The following is a 17,836-nucleotide window of genomic DNA, read 5'->3' as shown; positions in this document are numbered from 1 at the left end:
TTGAAGGAGCGTAGCGACTGACACCTCCGGATGATCAGCATAGGAATTGCATCCCGGAGCGGATGCCAGCGACGTCCCTTTGCAGGCGCCTATGGCTGTCACCCCTCCGGGGTGAACGCGAGGTTGTTGCTTTCCGGGGGTATCGCTACGCTCAACCCCCGGCTAAGGGCTGGGATGCCTCCGGCATCCAATTTCCCTGTCACACTGTTCCGATCGTAATCGGTTAAGCGAGTCAACGTTGGGTGCCTTGCGTAGAGAATGGTCGGGTGGGGAAAGCCCACAGCATCCGCTTCCTCCCCAGCGCCATCAACACCTCCACGTCAGTCCCCCCGAGGTTCCTTGGCAGGCACTAGCTGAAGCGTCTGCAAGCTTCGCCTCCTCGCCGATGTCACCAAGTTTCGACAGGCTCTGGTCCTCCACGCGCAGGACGCTGGAGCAGGCTACTTCCCAGGTCACTGCTCCGATTTCAATCAGTTATCGACGCTGAAGGGGATATCTACCACAGCCCAGTGTTGGACGAGTCCTAGACAAGTCAACTCTGGGTACCTCCGCGGAGGACAGTCAGGTGGGAAAGCCGACAGCATTCGCCTTCTCCCCACCGCGATCAACACCCACGTCTGGCGAATGCGATGTCGCGCACTGCATGCGCTCCCCAAACTTCCCCGGCACAGGCTATTCTGAGGAAGCGACAGACTACTGGCAGGAGGTGGAATACACGTCGGACTTTTCCCTGAGCCGGCCATCAGGTTAAAGGAATTGACGAATATAAGTTGATCAAAGACTCCGTTCGCGGGGGCATCTATTGTGGCTGGCAACCAATAAGCCTCGCTCAAAAAAATGTGGGATAGATCCATCCATGCGGAGGCAAGAGGGCGATCCCCGGGTGTTGTCGATGACGTCAACAACACCAAAACAGACTGACCCATGAAAACACTGACCCTACCTACTATCGCCGCAGCTATGCTTGCCGGCTTTGCCATGCTCGCCACGGCTTCTGCCGACGAGAAGAGCGCGCTGAACGCTGCTGACCAGAAATTCGTGAAGACTGCCGCGCAGAGCGGTATGAGCGAAGTGAAGGTTGCCGAATTGGGCGTGAAGAAGGCGGAACATGCCGATGTGAAGGCCTTCGCCGAGACGCTGATCAAACATCACACCGCCGTGAACAACGAGTTGACATCTTTCGCCGAGAAAAAGGGTGTACAGCTCTCTGCTGCCGCCCCGGCAGATGCCTCAGACAAGGTGCAGGGCTTGGAGAAACAAAGCGGCAAGAACTTCGACAAGGAGTTCCTCCAGGGCTTGATCTCGAGCCACAAAAAATCCATCAAGAACTTTGAGAATGCCTCCGCAGACTCCAAGGATGGTGAGCTGAAAGCCTGGGTGGACAAAACCCTCCCGACGTTGAAGTCGCACCTCGAAGAAGCTCAGGCACTGGAAGCGAAGCTTTAACGCTTCCTCAGAGTCTGGCGATATCGCCAGGCTTCCGTAGATAAAATTCCCCGGCCCCCTTGCTGATCTGCATAAGTGATTGGTGAGGGGGCTTTTTTTTGCAGCGAGGACAGAGTACTCACGAAAGGCAAACTTGACCCACTGAGACTATGGTCATTCCAGCAGACAGCTTGAAGGGAAAAGTCGCCGTGGTGACGGGGGCCGGTTCCGGACTGGGCAAGGCCGCCGCAAAGATCCTGGCACATGCCGGGGCCAGAGTGATGGTGCTGGGACGCACCCCAGATGAGATTCAGTGTACGGCAGAGGAGATTCTCCACAATGGCGGCGAGGCGGTGCCCATCGTGGCGGACGTGGCCAAGGACGCGGAAGTGAAGGCCGCCATGGCTCAAGCGGCAGGGATGGAGGGGCGGATTGACGCGGTGTTTGCCAACGCCGGAATCAATGGCGTCTGGGCACCCATTGAGCTGATTGAGGAAAAGGAATGGGACGAGACCCTGGCGATCAATCTCAAGGGGACCTTCCTGACGATCAAGCATGCGGTGCCCTTCATGAAGCAAGAGGGCGGGTCCGTGGTGGTGACGGCGTCGATCAACGGCACCCGTATTTTCAGCAACTCCGGAGCCACGGCCTATGCGTGCTCCAAGGCGGGGCAGGTGGCGCTGGTGAAGATGCTGGCGCTGGAGCTGGCGCGGCACCGCATCCGGGTGAATGTGATCTGCCCCGGAGCTATTGAGAGCAGGATCGATGAGTCAACCGAGAAGCGGGAGCTTGAAGGGATCCATCTGCCGGTCGAGTTTCCGCAGGGGAGTGTGCCGTTGACAGGAGGGGGGGCGGGTTCTGCGGGCCAGGTGGCGGAGCTGGTGTGGTTTCTAGCCTCGGATTTGTCTTCCCACATTACGGGGACGGAGGTCTATATTGATGGGGCGCAGTCGTTGTTGCAGGGGTGAGGGGGAATTAGAATGATGAATTAGGAATTAGGAATTAGGAATTAGGAACGAGGGGCTAGCTAAGGCTGTAGAATGTGATTTCGTGACCGTCAGGGTCGGTGGCTTCAAAGCATGAGTAGCCGTGTGGCCAATGAGTGATCTGCGCCACGGAGGGATGTTCTGACAGTTTGCAGGCGTTGTGGAATGCTTTCACGTCAGAAACGTGAATCCGAAACTTTTGAGGTGAGATCTTGTTGTAAACCTCTTTGAGTATGATGGTGATTCCGTGGTGAATGAGGGTGTGGTTTTCCGTGATGTAGCCTGTTCTCATCCAGGCACCTTGGTGCTCCGGCTCAAGTGGGCTATCCAGCTTGAACGACAGCAATTGGTAGAATTCCACTGATCGAAGGAGGTAGGAGCATTGAATGGTCGGTTCGATGGAATAGAAGATAGCCATTGTGCCTGATCGGGTGGCTGGAACAGTGGAAATGCGGGGGTGGTTGTTTCTCAGACACCCTCGACGCACTCGCGATGGGTTCCAGAGTTTGTCAGGATCGGGAGAATATGTTGTCGGCCTCCACACCTGACGATGTGCGGTGGGCGGTACCCAGGGTAGACTCGCTTAGGGCTCGTCCAACCCTGGGCTGCGTTAAATATCCCTTTCAGGGATAACGGCGCCTCACCGCTCATACAAATCCGCCGCATCCGCCGCGGCGAGTTCGACTAAATAACTCGCAAGACGGCTGGAGAGCAGGGCGGCGTATTGGGCGCCTTTTCCAGCGGTGGATGCCGCAGGAGTGCCGCTGCCGGTGTCGTGCGTGGCCTGGGTCCAGGCGCGTTGGGCCCAGGCCCACTTCTCCTTCATGGCCTGGAGCTTCCAGGCGTTGGCCTTGCCGTCGCCCCAGGTCTCTTTGGGCAGCACCAGCTCGGGATGAAAGTGGAGCATGAGACTGGTCTCGCGTTCGTCGGCGTGGTCGCCCAGCACGTCGAAGATGCCGGCGCCGCTGTCGATGTTGGGCCAGAAGACGGTGCTGAGGAAGATCTGGGGCCACTTGGCCTGGAGTTCACGAAGCATCTGCTTGAAGTCATTTCCACCGTGCCCGTTAAAGACCACCAGCTTGGGGATGCCTACGCCGACCAGCGAGGCGATGACATCGTTCAACAAGGCCAGCTGGGTGCTGGGATTCATGTTGATGCAGAAGGGGATGTCGAGCTGGCCGGTCTGCACGCCGAAGGGGATGTTGGGCAGGATGGCGACGCGAGCGCCTTGTTCCCAGGCCTGTCGACCGGCTTCAGAGCAGAGGGCGACGTTCTGATAGCTGTCGGTTCCGTAGGGAAGGTGCCAGTTGTGGGCCTCAGTGGCTCCCATGGGGAGGACGGCCACTTCATACTTGGTGGACTGGACCTGCTTCCAGTTGGTCTCGGCGATGATCCAGGGGCGGGGGGCGGAGGATGAGGTGGACATGGCGGGAAGAGCGTGGCGGACCGGAGGGCTGTGAGTGCCTACCGGTATCGGGTCAGGGATTCGAGGAAATGACGAGCCAGGTCGGTTCCGGGCTGGTCGAAGAACTGGCTGGCAGGTGCCGACTCGACGACAACACCGTGGTCAAGAAACACCACCCAGTCTGCAACCTTGCGGGCAAAGGTGATCTCATGCGTGGAGAGCACGGTGCGCTGGCCGTCTTCCGCCAGGCGGAGGATGAGGTCGAGAACCTCCTGCGTCATGACCGGATCGAGCGCGGAGGTCGGTTCATCCAGCAGGAGCAGGCCGGGCTTGGGAGCGATGGCACGGGCCAGGGCGACGCGCTGCTGCTGGCCGCCGGACATTTCTGCTGGCCGCTTCTTCACATGCTCGGCCAGGCCAAACTTTTCGAGCGTCTCATGGGCCTGGTGAAGGGCCACCCGGGCGTTGATATCGTGAACCTCCCGCAGCGGCAGGGCGACATTTTCCTCGGCGCTGAGGTGGGGAAAGAGGTTGAAACTCTGGAAGACGAACCCATTGCCGCGTCGCTGCCTGAGCATGGCCTCGTCTGTCCAACCCAGGGCGGTTCCGTTGATGTGGATGCTGCCCGAGTCGGGAGTGAGCAGCGAGCCGAGCACTCGAAGCAGGGTGGACTTGCCGCTGCCGGAAGCCCCCAGCAGGACGAGGCAGTCCACATCAGCGGGCACCTCAAAAGAGGCCCCGTCGAGAGCGACGTGGCTGCCGTAGCGTTTGACGAGCTGGCTGACCTGAATGTGCATGCAGCGAAAGGTGGTGGGTCGGGAGCGGCGAGCGGGACCTAGGTTTCAAACTTGTAGCGTTCCTCGATCCGACGGGTCCACCAGGAAAGGGGGATGGTGAGCAGGATGTAGAGCACGGCCAGGGGGATGAACCCCTCCAGCGCCGTGTAGGCCTGGGCGTTGGCGGCACGCACCATTTGCGTTAGCTCCTCGACGCCAATCACGCTGAGCAAGGAGGAGTCCTTGATGAGCGAGACCATCTGGCCGGCGGTGCCCGGCAGGGCGCGGCGGAAGGCCTGGGGAAAGATGACAAAGCGCCAGGTCTGCTGCTGATTGAAGCCGACGGCGCGAGCCGCCTCCAGCTGGGAAGCGCCGATGGACTCCCAAGCACCGCGGAAGATCTCGGAGAGGTAGGAACTGTGGAACAGTGCTAGGAGGCAGACCCCGGGCAGCCAGGGCTTGGCGATGCCGAGAGCATTGGCCACCCCATAATAGCCGATGAGCAGCAGCACGAGCAGCGGGGTGCCACGCACCAGCTCCACACATCCCCGGCAGGCCAGTCGCACGGGGATCCACCGGCTACGCTGCCCAAACATGAGGAGCAGCCCCAAGGGCACACTGACAATGAGGGCCAGTGCGGAGACCACGACGGTGGCACCCCAGCCACGGAGAATGAGCCACCGCCACTTCCACAGCGATTCCCAGTGCCAGTTGTACTTGATGGCGTGGAAGACGAACCAGATTCCGAGGAGCATTCCCAAGCCCAGAAGGAGGTTCCAGAAAACCTCTGCGAGAAGGGTTCGAGGTTTGGTTTCTGGGCTCATGAAGGAAGGCGGGCCACGGTGAAGTTGGCCCGGCGGATGGTCAAGCGATTCAAGGGGGCGGGGGCTCGGGCACCGGAGAGGCACCCGCTGCCACGGGGGGCAACGCCCCTGGCGAAGGGGTTCCTTCTGGCGGGGACACCGGCGGTTCCGGCGTAGCGGGGTTTTCTGGATCAGGTTTGGGCTCCGGTTCCATGGCGGGGTCTCGTTCGTCCACCAGTACAGGTGGGGGCTCGAACCGCAGTCCCCGACGGGGATTCATCTGGATGGCGCGCAGGTACTGCACGACGCCGCTGGCGACGGCCCCGATCACGCCGTCTTTGTACCCGTTGTCCGTGAAACAGAGCGACTCTGCCTGATTGGTGAGGTAGCCGCACTCCACGAGGATGGCGGGGCATTCCGTCTGCATCACCACGATGAACTGGCTGTCCCGCACATTCCGATCCGGCGCCCCGGTGGTACGGCAGACCCGGCTGTGAACCATTCCGGCGAGCCATTCACTGCGCACGTCTCGCACCGGGATGTCATGCCTCAAGCCCAGAAGCTCTCTGAGAGGGGCCATGCTGCCCAGCTTTTTGCGAGAACTGTAGTAGGTCTCGACGCCGTGAGTCTCGTCCGACTTGGGATCTGCGTTGAGATGCAGACTGACGAAAACTGTTGCCTTGGCCTGGTTGGCCACCTCGCAACGCTGCTCCAGGGTGAGGTAGGTGTCATCTTTGCGGGTCATGAGCACCCGACAGCCCGCCTCCTGCAGGAGTTTCTCCAGGCGGAGCGCCAGATCCAGGGAGATTTCTTTTTCCAACTGGCCAAAGCCCTGGGTGCCCCCGTCATTCCCACCGTGGCCTGCGTCCACCACGACCAGAAAGGGCAGAGGATCCGCCGCTGCGGCCTCGCTCAGCTGCTTTACCAGTCGTTCCTGGTCCCGGTCCCAGCTCTGTCCCACCATCCACAGGCAGGCAATTGCCCCCAGCAGAGCGCTGGACGACAGGATCAGGCGGATGACACCACGGGGTGACATGAAGGGGGAAGACTTAAGCGCGATGGGAGCTTACAAAATTTCCGGTGGATTTGATGATTAAATTTTATAAAATGGTCCCATGCGTCCGCCTGGTCTCCACCTTTGCGGCATCGTGGCTCTGGCGTTCATGGTCAGCCCGATTCATGCCGCCAGCAAAAGCTCCTCTGCCAAACCCAAAACCCCGGCAAAGAGCAGTACGGTGAAGGCCGATACCGCGAAGTCGAAGTCTGGAAAGGACTCCGACGCGACGGAACATGTCGTGAAAAAGGGGGAGACGCTCTGGAGCATCTCCCAGAAATACAGCACCAGCGTGGGCGAGGTGATGGAGCTCAACAAGCTGCCCAAGGAGTACGTGCGGGAGGGCATGAAGCTCAAGATTCCGCCGAAGGGGGGGCTGGTGGATCCTCGCACAGAGCGGCGCAAGGTCCACGTGGTGGATGATGACGAGACTTTTTGGAGCATCGCGGGGACCTACAACGTCACCCCAGAAGCTCTGGCCAATGCCAATCCGAATGTGAACCCCAACCGGCTGCACCCGGACATGGAGCTCATCATCCCTCCTTCCGACGGGAGCAAAACGGCCAAGCCAGGCACACCCCTGAAGCCAGCGGTGACCCTCAAAGATCCCGATGGCGAGAGCCCGGCAGACAAGTCACCCGTGAAGCCTGGTGAGGTCAAACCGACGGCCAAGCCTGCCAGCACGGCGCTGGCGAACTCTTCTCCGGCATCGGGCAAGGAGTACGTCATTGAGGAGGGCGACACCTTCTACGCTTTGGGCCGGAAGTTCGGAGTCTCCATGGAGGCCATTCTGGCGGCCAACCCCCAGGTGGATCCCCGCCGGATGAAGAATGGCACCAAGATCGTGATCCCTGACAAGGTGGACAAGCCGGTCAAGTCTCCCACAGGGACTGCGCCAGCAGAGGAGGGGCACGCGGGCTCCAAGCCTGGTACTGAGCCCGCCTCAGTTCCGGCCGCCAAGCCCTCCGCTCCCGCGCCGACGACGGTGGCCAAGATCACGAAGCCACTGCCGTCCATTCCAGCGCCGAACACATTGCCGATCCCCAAGCCGAAAGTGACTGCCCTGGCCTCTGAGCAGGTGAAAAAGCAGATCGTCAACCCGGTGAGTGACAAGAAGGGAACGAATGGGAACACCTCGCCCGTGGTGATTGCCGCTCCGAACGTGCCCCCGCCAGAGACCAAGCCGAAGGTGACGGTGAATCCGCCCGCATCAACTGCGGCAGACGCCCCTCCCTCCGCGCCGGTGATGGCCAAGGCTGACAAGCACGAGGAAAAGACTTCAGATGAGCATGCCCCAGTGGCGAACAAGGGAAGTGAAGCGTCGGCTTCATCGAACCCGCCTGCTCCAGTGAAGCCAGTCGCTGCCGCCAGTGCCCCCCATGAACTGGCTTCAGGCAAACCGCAGTCCAACACGGTCGGCAACGATGGCGTGATTCGCTCCTACATTGTGAGCGATGGCGAGTCGGAGGGCTCCATCTGTGAGGCCTTTGGCATCTCCAAGGAGCAGCTCTATGAATACAACCGCCTGCCCGCCACGGCGCGGCTGAAGGCCGGGGACGAGATCATGATCCCCCGGGTGGCGAAGATCCGGTGAGTCAGGGGTGGGGAGACGCTTCCCCAGACAGGATTAACAGGATTTTGAAGGATTAACAGGATTGGGATTTAGGAGATGGCTGGAATGAAAAGGCCCTGAGTGCGGCGGCGGAGTTGCCGAGCACCCAGGACCTCAGGTCTTGAGTCTTGGGTCTTCCTGTCTTGTGTCTCCCGCGCAGCGGGTCCTACTTCTTCACGACCCAGATGTTGCGATAGCGCACGGGATCGCCGTGGTTTTGCAGGTGGAAGGGGCCGGGATTGGCGTCTTCTGGGAGCTTGGCTCCGCCGGTGACTTTGGGAAGCTCCTGGTCTTGGTGAATGACCACGCCGTTGTGCTTCACGGTCATTTTGGCGTTGGCGGTCTTGTTGCCAGAGGCGTCGAACTTGGCGGCGGTGAAGTCGATGTCGTAAGTCTGCCAGGTCAGCGGAGGGAAGCACATGTTCACCTTGGGCTTGGCGATCTTGTAAAGGCCACCGCACTCGTTGTCTTCACCGCTCAGACCGAAGCTGTCTAGCATCTGCACTTCGTAGCGATGCTGAAGGTAGAGGCCGCTGTTGCCACGCTTTTGGCCGCGACCAGTCGGCGTGTAGGGCAGGCGGAACTCAATGTGGAGGGTGAAGTCCTGAAACTTCTCGGTGCTGGTCACGCCTTCCATGAGCAGGCCGTCTTCCGTGACACGGGAGCCTGCGAAATCGTTCTTGTCCTTGCCGCTGAAGAGCACTACGGCACCGGCGGGTGGGGCGGCTTCCAGCGTGGGGGAGGTGCGTTGCACGCGGGAGAGTTCGAACACCTTCTCACCGTCCTTGGAATACACGGTGATGGAACTGCCATCCACGGTGCCGCGCACGTCGCCGTCCTTCGCCTCGAAGGTCACGGTGTTCTGCCCTGCTTCACGCTGACCGGAAGTGCGGCTTACCTTCGTGGTGTCACCGTCCCAGCCGTCGCCAGGCAGGCCACTGGGATAGCCGACGGCTTCGAATTTGCCATCACCCAGAGCAATGATCTGGGCTCCGAATTTCTTGCCATCATGTTCCCCGGCGTACTCGCCCTGAATGGCGAAGTCCTCATCCGTTTTGTCCGGATCCGCATAGGCCTTGGGCGGCGGCGGCTTGGGAGCGTCTTGCTTGGGGGCTTGGGCGTGGAGGGGCAGGGCGACCAGGAGGGATAGGATGAACGTCAGGCGCATGGGAGGAAAATGAAGGGATAAGGGAAAAGGGTCAAGGGTTAAGGGATGGATGAAAATCGCAGTTGTTTCCTGCTTATCCCTTATCCCTTGGACCTTAACCCTCTCTCCTAATCTGTACCTCTACACGGAGTTCCCTCGTCCCTTTGCCGCGGAAAGTGCCGCTCACGGGCTTGATGTCCCCGTAGTCACGACCGACGGCGAGTTTCACGTAGCGGGTGTCGGGGATGCGGTTGTGAGTGGGGTCGAAGCCCTTCCAGCCGTAGCCGGGGAGGTAGACTTCCACCCAGGCGTGGCTGGCCTCGATTTCGTCGGGCAGCCGATTGGGGTTGAAGAAATAACCGCTGATGTACCGGGCGGGAATGCCGTGACTGCGGCACATGCCCAGCATGACGTGGGCGAAGTCCTGGCAGACGCCGCGGCGGCTCAGCACCACCTCTGCGGGACGCGTGTTCACCGTGGTGGTGAACGGGGTGTACGTGAAGGTCTTGTAGATGTGGCGTCCGACGGTGAGCGCGTCCTGCCACAGGTCGCTCACGCCATTGGGCAGGGCATCGATGGATTCACGCCACACTTCCTTGTCCAGGGAGACGAAGTGGGAGTCGTTGAGGAAATCGAAGTAGTCCTCCACCTCAGAGTGGTTCTGCAGGGCGGAGGGGGGATTCACCGCGGGGATGGAGCCGCGGGTGTCCGCACGGGTGGCGACACGGGAGATGGCCTCCACCTCGAGCCGGGCATGTTTCTGCGGCACGTCAAAGTAGTGCACACAGTTCCCGTAGAAGTCAGGGTAGTCCCGCAGGCTGGTGGCCGTGGGATCGACCCGGAGATGGAAATCCTGACACTCCTGGGCGGTGTCGCTGACCGGCTGGAGGCGAGCTTCATTGAAGCTGTCCCAGACGTCATCGTGGTAGTCGTAGCGCGTCAAATGACGGACACTCAGCAGTAGAGGGTCCGTCCATTCATAGTCTTGGGTGCTGCCTTCGGCGGGATCACTCATGCCGCCGGCTGTTGCTGCTGCTGCATCTCCTGCTGATGCAGCCGGATCTCCGCCTCCATGTCAGTGGGGGGATGGTACATGAACTCCTGATAGATGAAGTCATCCAGATGGTCGATGGTGCGCTGGATGTTCCCGAGGAACTCGTGCAATCCGAGATTGAAAACGTCGTCGATGCTGAGCGTCCGCATGTCGCCGATGAGTTTTTCAAAGGCCTCCTCTTCAGGGGTGTTGCAGACGCCGTTCTCCGTCTCCGTGAGGAGATGGAGGTACTGGTAGAGCCGCTCCAGGCTGTAGCGGATGGAGCGGGGGAAGGAGGGGGAGAAGATGAGGAATTCCGCCACCTTCTTGGGCAGGATGTCCGACATGTGGAAGCGGCGATACGCCTCCAAAGCGCTGGCAGAGCGCAACACGGCCTGCCACTGGGCGGCATCCACGGCACCACCGACATCCGACACGCTGGGCAGCAGGATGTGGTACTTGATGTCCAGGATGCGGGTGGTCTTGTCGGCGCGCTCCAGGAACTTGCCAAACTGGATGAACTCGTAGCCTTCATTCCGGGAGAAGGTGGAGTTCGTGAGCCCCTGGAAGAGGTGGGAGTACTTCTTGATCTGGTCGTAGAACTCGTGGGCACCGCTGTCCCAGATCTCACGGGCATTCTTCGATTTCAGGAAGAGGTAGCACTCGTTGAGCGCCTCGAACATTTCCAGCGAGATCTGATCACGGATCTGACGGGCGTTCTCGCGGGCGGCAAAGAGGCACGAGATGACGGAGTTGGGGTTCTCCTCCCGGAAGGTCATGAACTCCGTGACGGTGCGGCTGTTCGCCACCGTGTAGTGCTTGAAGAACGTCTCTTCATCTCCGGCGGAGCGGAGAATCGGGAGCCAGTGCTCCTTGAGTTGCTCATCATCCAGATGGGAGAAGTCCAACATGAGCTGGAGATTCACATCCAGCAGGCGCGAGATATTCTCGGCACGCTCGATGTAGCGGCTCATCCAGTAGAGAGAGTTGGCCACCCGCGACAGCATGATTTCGCTGCCGCGATGTGCGGTGACAGGGAGCTGGGAAAGGGGGAGGGACATGCGAGGTGGTGAAGCGCTGGGGAAGGCGGGAGATTCAAGACCTGGGCAGACAGGTCTTTGGTAGCGGAATGGAGGTCGGGGTCAATCTTATTCGTTGTCGTGGAGGACCCAGGTGTCCTTGGAGCCGCCCCCTTGGGAGGAGTTCACCACCAGCGACCCCTTGCGCAGGGCCACCCGGGTGAGACCACCAGGGGTCACCTTGATTTTCTCGCCAAAGAGGATGTAGGGGCGCAGGTCCACGTGCCGACCTTCGAAGTCATCGCCCACCCAGGTGGGGTGGCGGGACAGGGAGATGGGAGGCTGCCCGATGAAGTTGCGGGGATTGGCGATGATGTTCTTGCGGAACTCCTCGATCTCCTCCTGCGTGGCCCAGGGGCCCATGAGCATGCCGTAGCCGCCCGCTTCGTTGGCAGACTTCACCACCAGCTTCTCCAGATTCTCTAGAATGAATTTCCGGTCCTGGGGCTCGCTGGCCAGGTAGGTCTCCACATTGGGCAGGATGGGGTCCTCGCCCAGGTAGTACTTGATGATCCGCGGGACGAAGTAGTAGATGACCTTGTCATCCGCGATGCCGGTGCCGATGCTGTTCGCCAGGCTCACGTTGCCAGCGCGGTAGGCATTGACCAGCCCCGGCACCCCCAGCAGGGAATCCGGACGGAAGACCGAGGGATCCAGGAAGTCGTCATCGATGCGGCGGTAGATCACATCCACCGGCATGAGGCCGGCGGTGGTGCGCATGTACACCTTCAGATCGCGGACCAGGAGGTCGCGACCTTCCACGATCGGGATGCCCATTTGGCGGGCCAGGAAGGCGTGCTCGAAGTAGGCGCTGTTGTACACGCCGGGGGTGAGCAGCACCACGTTGGGCTTGTCGCTCCCGATGTTGTCCGGGGTGACGTAGTTGAGCACCTTCCGCAGATCGGCGGCGTAGTTGTCCACCCCACGAACACCGGCGGACTGGAAGAGATTCGGGAAAGCGCGCTTCAGCGCGGCGCGGTTCTCCAGCATGTAGGAGGCACCGGATGGGCAGCGGAGGTTGTCCTCCAGCACGAGATATTCGCCATCGCGACCGCGGATGAGATCGGTGCCGCAGATGTGGACGTAGATGTCCTTGGCCACATTGCAGTTCATGAACTCCCGCCGGAAATGCTTGGCCCCTAGGATGTAGTGGGGCGGGATGACGCGGTCGCGCAGGATCTTCTGCTCGTGGTAGATGTCGTGCAGGAACATGTTCAGCGCCTGGATGCGCTGAATGAGGCCCTTCTCCACGCGCTCCCACTCAGCGGCGGGAATGACCCGGGGCATGAGGTCGAAGGGGAAAATGCGCTCGGTGCCCTGGTTGTCATTGTACACCGTGAAAGTCACGCCACCGCGCATGAAGGCGAGGTCCACGGCCGTCTGCCTTCGATGATAGTCCCCCGGCTCCAGGCGCTGCATGCGATCCAGCACCTTGCGGTAGTGAGGTCGCACAGCGGCTTCCTCGTCGAACATTTCGTCAAAAAAATTATCCTTATCGTAGCTGTCCAGCAGCATGGGCATGGGAGGAGGGGTGCGGGTTAAATGTATTTAACGGAAAGCAAAAAAGGGGCCAAGTCCGAAAATGGATGTCTGTTCAGATCTTGAGCGGCGGGACTGACTGGCTAGAGTGAGGGGATGCACCTCCAACACGGCATCCACCTCGGCTACTGCACGAACATTCACCGCGGCGAAACTTGGGCGCAGACCTGGCGCACCCTGGAGGACTATACCCTGAGGGTGAGGGATCGCGTGGCCGGGGGCAAGCCCTATGGCATTGGGTTGCGTTTGGGGGAGCAGGCCTCCCGGGAGCTGGCCGAGCCCTGCCAGATGGCGGAGTTTCAGGAGTGGCTGGAGAAACACAATTGTTATGTCTTTACGATCAATGGATTCCCCTACGGCAATTTTCACGGGGAGCGTGTGAAGGAGCAGGTCTTCAAGCCGGATTGGACCTCCAAGGATCGGCTGGAGTATACCAACCGGCTGTTTGACATCCTTTCCCAGCTTCTGCCCAAGGGCATGAGCGGCAGTGTGAGCACCCTGCCGGGTTCACACAAGGAATTTGGCATTGGCATTGATGAATTGGAAGCAATCTTCGCGAACCTCAAGGCCTGCAGTGAGCACATTCAGAGCATCTGCGACCGCACCGGGCAGGATCTGCATCTGGGCCTGGAGCCTGAGCCGCTGGGGCTGGTGGAGACGAGCGGGGAGCTGCTGAAGTTCTTTGGCCTGTATGTGGACCAGTACCCAGGCGATCGTACTTTCCTGAAACGCGTGGGGGTGAACTATGACTGCTGCCACCTCGCGGTCGAGTTCGAGGAGGCAAACGAGGCGCTCAGCCGCATCCACGATTCCGGCATCCGCCTGAGCAAGCTGCATCTGAGCTCAGCGCTCAAACTCAAGCCCACGCCGGAGAATCTGGCCCGCCTGAAGAGTTACGATGAGCCGGTGTATTTCCACCAGGTGATCATCCGCGAGGGCGACACGCCCCTGCGCCGTCTGCGCGACATTCCGAATGCCATGGAACTGGCCGCGAGCATGCCGTATGAGATCGGCGATGAATGGCGCGTGCACTTCCACGTGCCGCTCCATGCCGAGCCGAGCGGCGGGTTCTCCGATACCAAGGACCACATTCTCGATGCGCTAGACTGGCTGGCGAAACACCCCACCGCCTGCCAGCATCTGGAAATGGAGACCTACACCTGGGAAGTGCTGCCCGAGGAACTGCGCACCGGCGATGTGGTGGACCAGCTGAGCGCGGAGTATGCGTGGACGCTCGGTGAGCTCGCGAAGCGAGGCTTTTGAGCCAGTGCGTCGGTGCGTCAGTTCGTCAGTGGTCAAGGTGTTGGGAGTCTTGGTGACTCGCGCCTTTCACTCGCTTGCTGATGCGGTGCGTGCTCCCGGCGTCCCGCCGGGTGGACCGGATGACATGGCAAGCCGACGCCACCTACGATCTTGTTGGACTGACCAACACCTTGACCACTGACGCACCAACGTACTGACGCACCGGCTAAGCCCGCTCCCTCTCCCGTCCCACGCTCAAGGCCCCCGCCGTCGCTTGAATGTGCGCCAGGCCCACGGCCAAGGCATCGGCGGCATCGGAAGGGGGTGTTTCGCGGAGGCGGAGCATGGAGCGCATCATGAAGGCGACCTGTTCCTTGGCGGCAGCGCCTTTGCCCACGGCGGCCTGTTTCACTTCGCGAGGAGCGTAGTCGTAGATGGGCAGACCGTGTTCGGCGGCAGCGATCAAGACCGCACCACGGACGCTGCCGAGGGTAATGGCGGTCTTGTAGCTCTGCACGAAGATGGTGGACTCGATCGCGCAGGACGTGGGGCCAAACTTCTTGATGACCTCGCTCAACTGTTCCCGAATCGCGACAAGGCAGCCGGAAGTGAGGAGCTTGGCGTGGTTCTGGATCACGCCATAGGCCAAAGCCGTGGTGGTGCGCCCTTCATGCTGGAGCACAGCCCAGCCGGTATTGCGAAGCGCAGGGTCGACCGCGAGAATGCGGACGGGGACGGCTGGGGTGGACATGAAGACAGTGGAGGAAATCCCAAGCGAAACAGGAAGCTTGGGGAGATCTTTTAGACAGAATTCACAGAATTACCTGATCCAAGGCAACTCTCGTTTGAACAGGAAGGCACGGGGAGTTGGACAGGTCCACACCCCATGCGCAAGTTCTAGGAAAAGACAGAGACCGTTGCCACTCAGAGGTAGATCGCCTTGCGCTGTTTCTTCCCGCGGGAGAAGAGCGCGTCCACGGAGAGCCAGCCGGGTCCCTTGATGATGAGCGTGATGGCGATGAGGAGGAAGAGGATGCAGGACTCGGCACCGAAGCTCTGCCCCACGCGATTGCACACCCAGAGGGCCCCGAGGGTGACGGGGATGAAGGCGACGGAGGCGAACCGGGTGAAGAACCCCAGGATCCAGCACACGGCGGTAAAGATGGCCACGCCGGCGGCGAAGGCGGCGAGAACTTTTGGCAGGGGGAGGCCTGACTGCTCCACCACGCCGATCACTTCCCAGGGCTCCTGGTGCCAGACGGCGCGCCACGCCAGGAAGGCGTGCTGCCAGGCGTGCATATAGAGGAGGGTGAGCCCTGCGCCGATGCGCAGAGGGATGACGTCGATCAATGGCTGCTCAGGGCTGCCGGGGGCGGTTTCGTAGGGCATGCCGAAAGGGGTGGAGGTTGCGCAGAGATACGGATCAGAGCGAGTCTGAGAACGTCACAATATCGCCTGGCTCCAGCGGGATCTCACTGTTCAAGTAGTTCACGTGAAAGGCACGCTGGCCGTTGCGAGTGACATACACGGCTGTGGCCGTGGGATCGCCGGTGCGGCCGCCAGCGTGGCGGAGCACTGAGGCAGGGGTGGCGCCATCAACGAACTGGATGATGCCGGGCTGCTTCACGGCGCCGCGCACGCTCAACAGAGGGAGGCCTTCCACCCTGATGATCTGCACGTTGATCAAGGATTGACCGCGATGGCGGCGGAAGGCGCTCTCAAGGGGAAGGAGTGCCTCATGCAATTTCAACCCACCCAGCTTGACCATGCCATACTTGCCAAGGTCTGCCTGGCCTTTGTCATCCACCATGACGCGGCCTGCGAACATCTTGCTCGGTGAGATTTGCCCGGCGTAGGCGGCAATCTCCAGGGTGTGGCCCGTCTGGAGTGGCTCGTTGAGGCGGAAAGGAACGATATCTGGATCGTTCGAGGGGGCGGTGCTGTCATCGCCGACGAAGGGTACTTTGACCTTCATGTCGGGCAGCTTGGGCATGGAGACCTTGGGAAGCTTTTCCAAGGTGCCACAAGCGGAGAGGGCGAGTGCCAGCGGCAGGCTGAGCAACGAGAGCGGAGAGAGGGGGCGAAGCTTCATGCGGTCCGTCATCATGGACAGACTTCCCCAGGTGACAAGCAGAACTGTGCACCCCGTTTCCGCTCGGGGAATCACAGAACAGGCGGATCAAATGGGGGATCAGGCGCGGGCGAGCTTTTCCATGCCGAGCTGCATCAACTGGGCAGCGAGCTCCGGAGTGTAGCGCAGGATATCGTGGGCAAGGATCTCGAGGTCGAACATGCTCGGCTCGCTCTGGAGACGAGGCTCGAAGGTGAGGTCGGCAGCAGCCAGCATGCCTGACTCAACTTCCGGCGTAAACTGAAGCACCGGAGGAAAGGGGGAGCAGAGTTCCTTGTTCATGAGTGTGGTGGTGATAGGGGAAATTTAAGCGCTCGCGATCTGCACCTTGCCTTCACCCGTGGAGACCCACTCTTTCGGTTTCAGGAGCCCTTTGAGGACCAGCTCCTGAATGGAGTTGTTCAGCAGGTGTTTTGCAACGTCCTGCGGACTTCCCCCACCGAAAATACCCTGCACGGAAAGCACTTCGAGGTAGTGCTTGAGCTGGGGCGTGACCGAGATGGTCATGCTTACCGTTTCAACCGTGTTTGCGGGCCGCGCCATGAGTTAAGGCCGGTAAAAACCGGATATTAACCGTGTTTTTACCAGACCTGCGGAATTCCGCAAGTATTAATGGCGTTTAAATGGGGATAATACCGGTCCTTTGGGAGGTTTAAACGGGGTTCTTAACTGGGGGCTGTTTTTGAAAGTCGTTCAGGCTGAAAGATGGATCGCAGATGGCGAAGGTCAAACTGCATGTCCTGGACCACGCCATGGGGGATTTTAATCCCTTCCATATGAATCCAGCCGCGGTAGTTAATTCCGTCCAGCGCCTCTTTCACCCGGGTGAAATCCATGCTGCCTTTGCCATATAAATCGTCGTAGTCCTTGGCGTGGACCTCGCAGATGCGCTCCCGGCCAAGGCGGAGGATGGCGGCGTGGACGTCCTCGCTCTCCTTCTGCATGTTCCCCACATCATAGTAGACCTTGATGGTGGGGGATTTCACGGCGTCGAGGATGCGTTCCAGATCGGCGACCTTGAGCCAGGACTCGATTCCGTAGGTGATGCCAGCGGCTTCGGCCTTGGGGGCCAGGGTCTTGAGCCGTGCGATGGTGGCGGCAATGCCGGCCTCATCCTGGCGGAGGTCCCCTTTTCCGAAAAAGGCGAGCAGAACCACCGGGGTCTTGAGCTTCACGGCCACGGGCACGCTGTCCAGCACCCACTTCTCGGCGCTGGCCTCGCTCTTGTAGGCGATGGAATTGAGCACGCCGAGGGCGAGGGAGGGGATGGCAATCCCCGTGGCTTGCGATTTGGCGAGAAATTCCTCCTGGAGCTTGGGATCGTGCAGCGGGAGAGAGCCATCTGCCGCAGGCGTGTGGCCGAAATCCACCTGCACGCCATCGAGACCGATCTCCTTGGCGACGTCGAGTGAGGCGGGATTGGCCGTTTGGCGCAGGGTCCAGTCGCACGCACCAATGCCGGTGAGCTGGCATTTGCCGCCTGGAGCGGCGACACCGTGGGCATTCCAAGCGCCCAAGACGGGCAGCGTGGCAAGGCTCTGGACAAAGTGACGGCGTCTCATCCTTGAGATGGTCTCTAGTTACACCACAACGGGGCGCGGTCG

19 protein-coding genes are annotated in these 17,836 nt (G+C 60.5%); 4 read left to right on the top strand and 15 right to left on the bottom strand.

What is annotated here, in order from left to right:
* Positions 1–924: 924 nt before the first annotated feature.
* A complete protein-coding gene (locus tag BV034_RS25485; RefSeq protein ID WP_081888107.1) occupies positions 925–1,446 on the top strand; it encodes a DUF4142 domain-containing protein in 522 nt (173 codons plus the stop codon).
* 149 nt (positions 1,447–1,595) lie between these two features.
* Positions 1,596–2,393 carry an SDR family NAD(P)-dependent oxidoreductase gene (locus BV034_RS25480; RefSeq protein ID WP_050029778.1) on the top strand — a complete coding sequence of 266 codons (798 nt, stop codon included), beginning with the start codon at positions 1,596–1,598 and terminating at the stop codon, positions 2,391–2,393.
* A gap of 55 nt (positions 2,394–2,448) precedes the next feature.
* Here the strand turns inward: BV034_RS25480 and BV034_RS25475 are convergent, their stop codons facing one another.
* The 5 genes from BV034_RS25475 to BV034_RS25455 all read right to left on the bottom strand — a co-directional run bounded on the left by BV034_RS25475 (position 2,449) and on the right by BV034_RS25455 (position 6,431).
* Positions 2,449–2,829 (bottom strand): hypothetical protein, encoded by a 381-nt coding sequence (locus BV034_RS25475; protein ID WP_050029777.1) that lies wholly within the window; start codon positions 2,827–2,829, stop codon positions 2,449–2,451.
* A gap of 222 nt (positions 2,830–3,051) precedes the next feature.
* Positions 3,052–3,837, bottom strand: a complete 786-nt coding sequence (locus tag BV034_RS25470) for a creatininase family protein (protein WP_050029776.1) — start codon at positions 3,835–3,837, stop codon at positions 3,052–3,054.
* A 38-nt stretch (positions 3,838–3,875) separates the two neighbouring features.
* Positions 3,876–4,613 carry an amino acid ABC transporter ATP-binding protein gene (locus BV034_RS25465; RefSeq protein WP_050029775.1) on the bottom strand — a complete coding sequence of 246 codons (738 nt, stop codon included), beginning with the start codon at positions 4,611–4,613 and terminating at the stop codon, positions 3,876–3,878.
* A 38-nt stretch (positions 4,614–4,651) separates the two neighbouring features.
* Positions 4,652–5,416, bottom strand: coding sequence for an amino acid ABC transporter permease (locus BV034_RS25460; protein ID WP_050029774.1), 765 nt, complete (start codon positions 5,414–5,416; stop codon positions 4,652–4,654).
* Between the two features lie 49 nt (positions 5,417–5,465).
* Entirely contained in the window at positions 5,466–6,431 is a 966-nt protein-coding gene (locus BV034_RS25455) for an N-acetylmuramoyl-L-alanine amidase (RefSeq protein WP_050029773.1), read from the bottom strand.
* A 79-nt stretch (positions 6,432–6,510) separates the two neighbouring features.
* Between BV034_RS25455 and BV034_RS25450 the strand changes: the two genes are divergently transcribed.
* Entirely contained in the window at positions 6,511–8,043 is a 1,533-nt protein-coding gene (locus BV034_RS25450; protein WP_050029772.1) for a LysM peptidoglycan-binding domain-containing protein, read from the top strand.
* 184 nt (positions 8,044–8,227) lie between these two features.
* On the opposite strand, the gene BV034_RS25445 is transcribed toward BV034_RS25450, so the two are convergent.
* From BV034_RS25445 to BV034_RS25430, 4 genes are all read right to left on the bottom strand, one after another.
* On the bottom strand, positions 8,228–9,229 hold the full coding sequence (locus tag BV034_RS25445; protein ID WP_050029771.1) for a DUF1080 domain-containing protein: 1,002 nt from the start codon (positions 9,227–9,229) through the stop codon (positions 8,228–8,230).
* Between the two features lie 94 nt (positions 9,230–9,323).
* Positions 9,324–10,223, bottom strand: a complete 900-nt coding sequence (locus BV034_RS25440) for a transglutaminase family protein (RefSeq protein ID WP_050029770.1) — start codon at positions 10,221–10,223, stop codon at positions 9,324–9,326.
* Positions 10,220–11,302, bottom strand: a complete 1,083-nt coding sequence (locus BV034_RS25435) for an alpha-E domain-containing protein (RefSeq protein WP_050029769.1) — start codon at positions 11,300–11,302, stop codon at positions 10,220–10,222. The genes BV034_RS25440 and BV034_RS25435 overlap by 4 nt, the downstream gene beginning before the upstream one ends.
* Positions 11,303–11,389: 87 nt before the next feature.
* Entirely contained in the window at positions 11,390–12,841 is a 1,452-nt protein-coding gene (locus BV034_RS25430; protein ID WP_050029768.1) for a circularly permuted type 2 ATP-grasp protein, read from the bottom strand.
* A 114-nt stretch (positions 12,842–12,955) separates the two neighbouring features.
* Here BV034_RS25430 and eboE point away from each other — a divergent pair, with 114 nt between their 5' ends.
* A complete protein-coding gene (eboE, locus tag BV034_RS25425) occupies positions 12,956–14,122 on the top strand; it encodes a metabolite traffic protein EboE (RefSeq protein ID WP_050029767.1) in 1,167 nt (388 codons plus the stop codon).
* 205 nt (positions 14,123–14,327) lie between these two features.
* Here the strand turns inward: eboE and ruvC are convergent, their stop codons facing one another.
* The 6 genes from ruvC to BV034_RS25395 all read right to left on the bottom strand — a co-directional run bounded on the left by ruvC (position 14,328) and on the right by BV034_RS25395 (position 17,794).
* Positions 14,328–14,852: a crossover junction endodeoxyribonuclease RuvC gene (ruvC, locus tag BV034_RS25420; RefSeq protein ID WP_050029766.1), complete on the bottom strand. Its 525-nt coding sequence runs from the start codon at positions 14,850–14,852 to the stop codon at positions 14,328–14,330.
* A 173-nt stretch (positions 14,853–15,025) separates the two neighbouring features.
* A complete protein-coding gene (locus BV034_RS25415) occupies positions 15,026–15,490 on the bottom strand; it encodes a DoxX family protein (protein WP_050029765.1) in 465 nt (154 codons plus the stop codon).
* Between the two features lie 34 nt (positions 15,491–15,524).
* The gene (locus BV034_RS25410) at positions 15,525–16,193 is read right to left on the bottom strand and encodes an SLBB domain-containing protein (RefSeq protein ID WP_265593464.1); all 669 of its coding nucleotides are present in this window, start codon (positions 16,191–16,193) and stop codon (positions 15,525–15,527) included.
* A gap of 99 nt (positions 16,194–16,292) precedes the next feature.
* On the bottom strand, positions 16,293–16,514 hold the full coding sequence (locus tag BV034_RS25405; RefSeq protein ID WP_009960066.1) for a hypothetical protein: 222 nt from the start codon (positions 16,512–16,514) through the stop codon (positions 16,293–16,295).
* 24 nt (positions 16,515–16,538) lie between these two features.
* Complete coding sequence (locus BV034_RS25400; RefSeq protein WP_156345905.1) at positions 16,539–16,739, bottom strand: hypothetical protein; 201 nt, start codon at positions 16,737–16,739, stop codon at positions 16,539–16,541.
* 158 nt (positions 16,740–16,897) lie between these two features.
* The gene (locus tag BV034_RS25395) at positions 16,898–17,794 is read right to left on the bottom strand and encodes a sugar phosphate isomerase/epimerase family protein (RefSeq protein WP_050029763.1); all 897 of its coding nucleotides are present in this window, start codon (positions 17,792–17,794) and stop codon (positions 16,898–16,900) included.
* Between the last annotated feature and the right edge of the window lie 42 nt (positions 17,795–17,836).

Origin of the sequence: Verrucomicrobium sp. BvORR034 (genome assembly GCF_000739635.1) — a bacterium.
Lineage (GTDB): Bacteria > Verrucomicrobiota > Verrucomicrobiia > Verrucomicrobiales > Verrucomicrobiaceae > Verrucomicrobium.
This window is presented reverse-complemented; position numbering and strand designations above follow the sequence as displayed.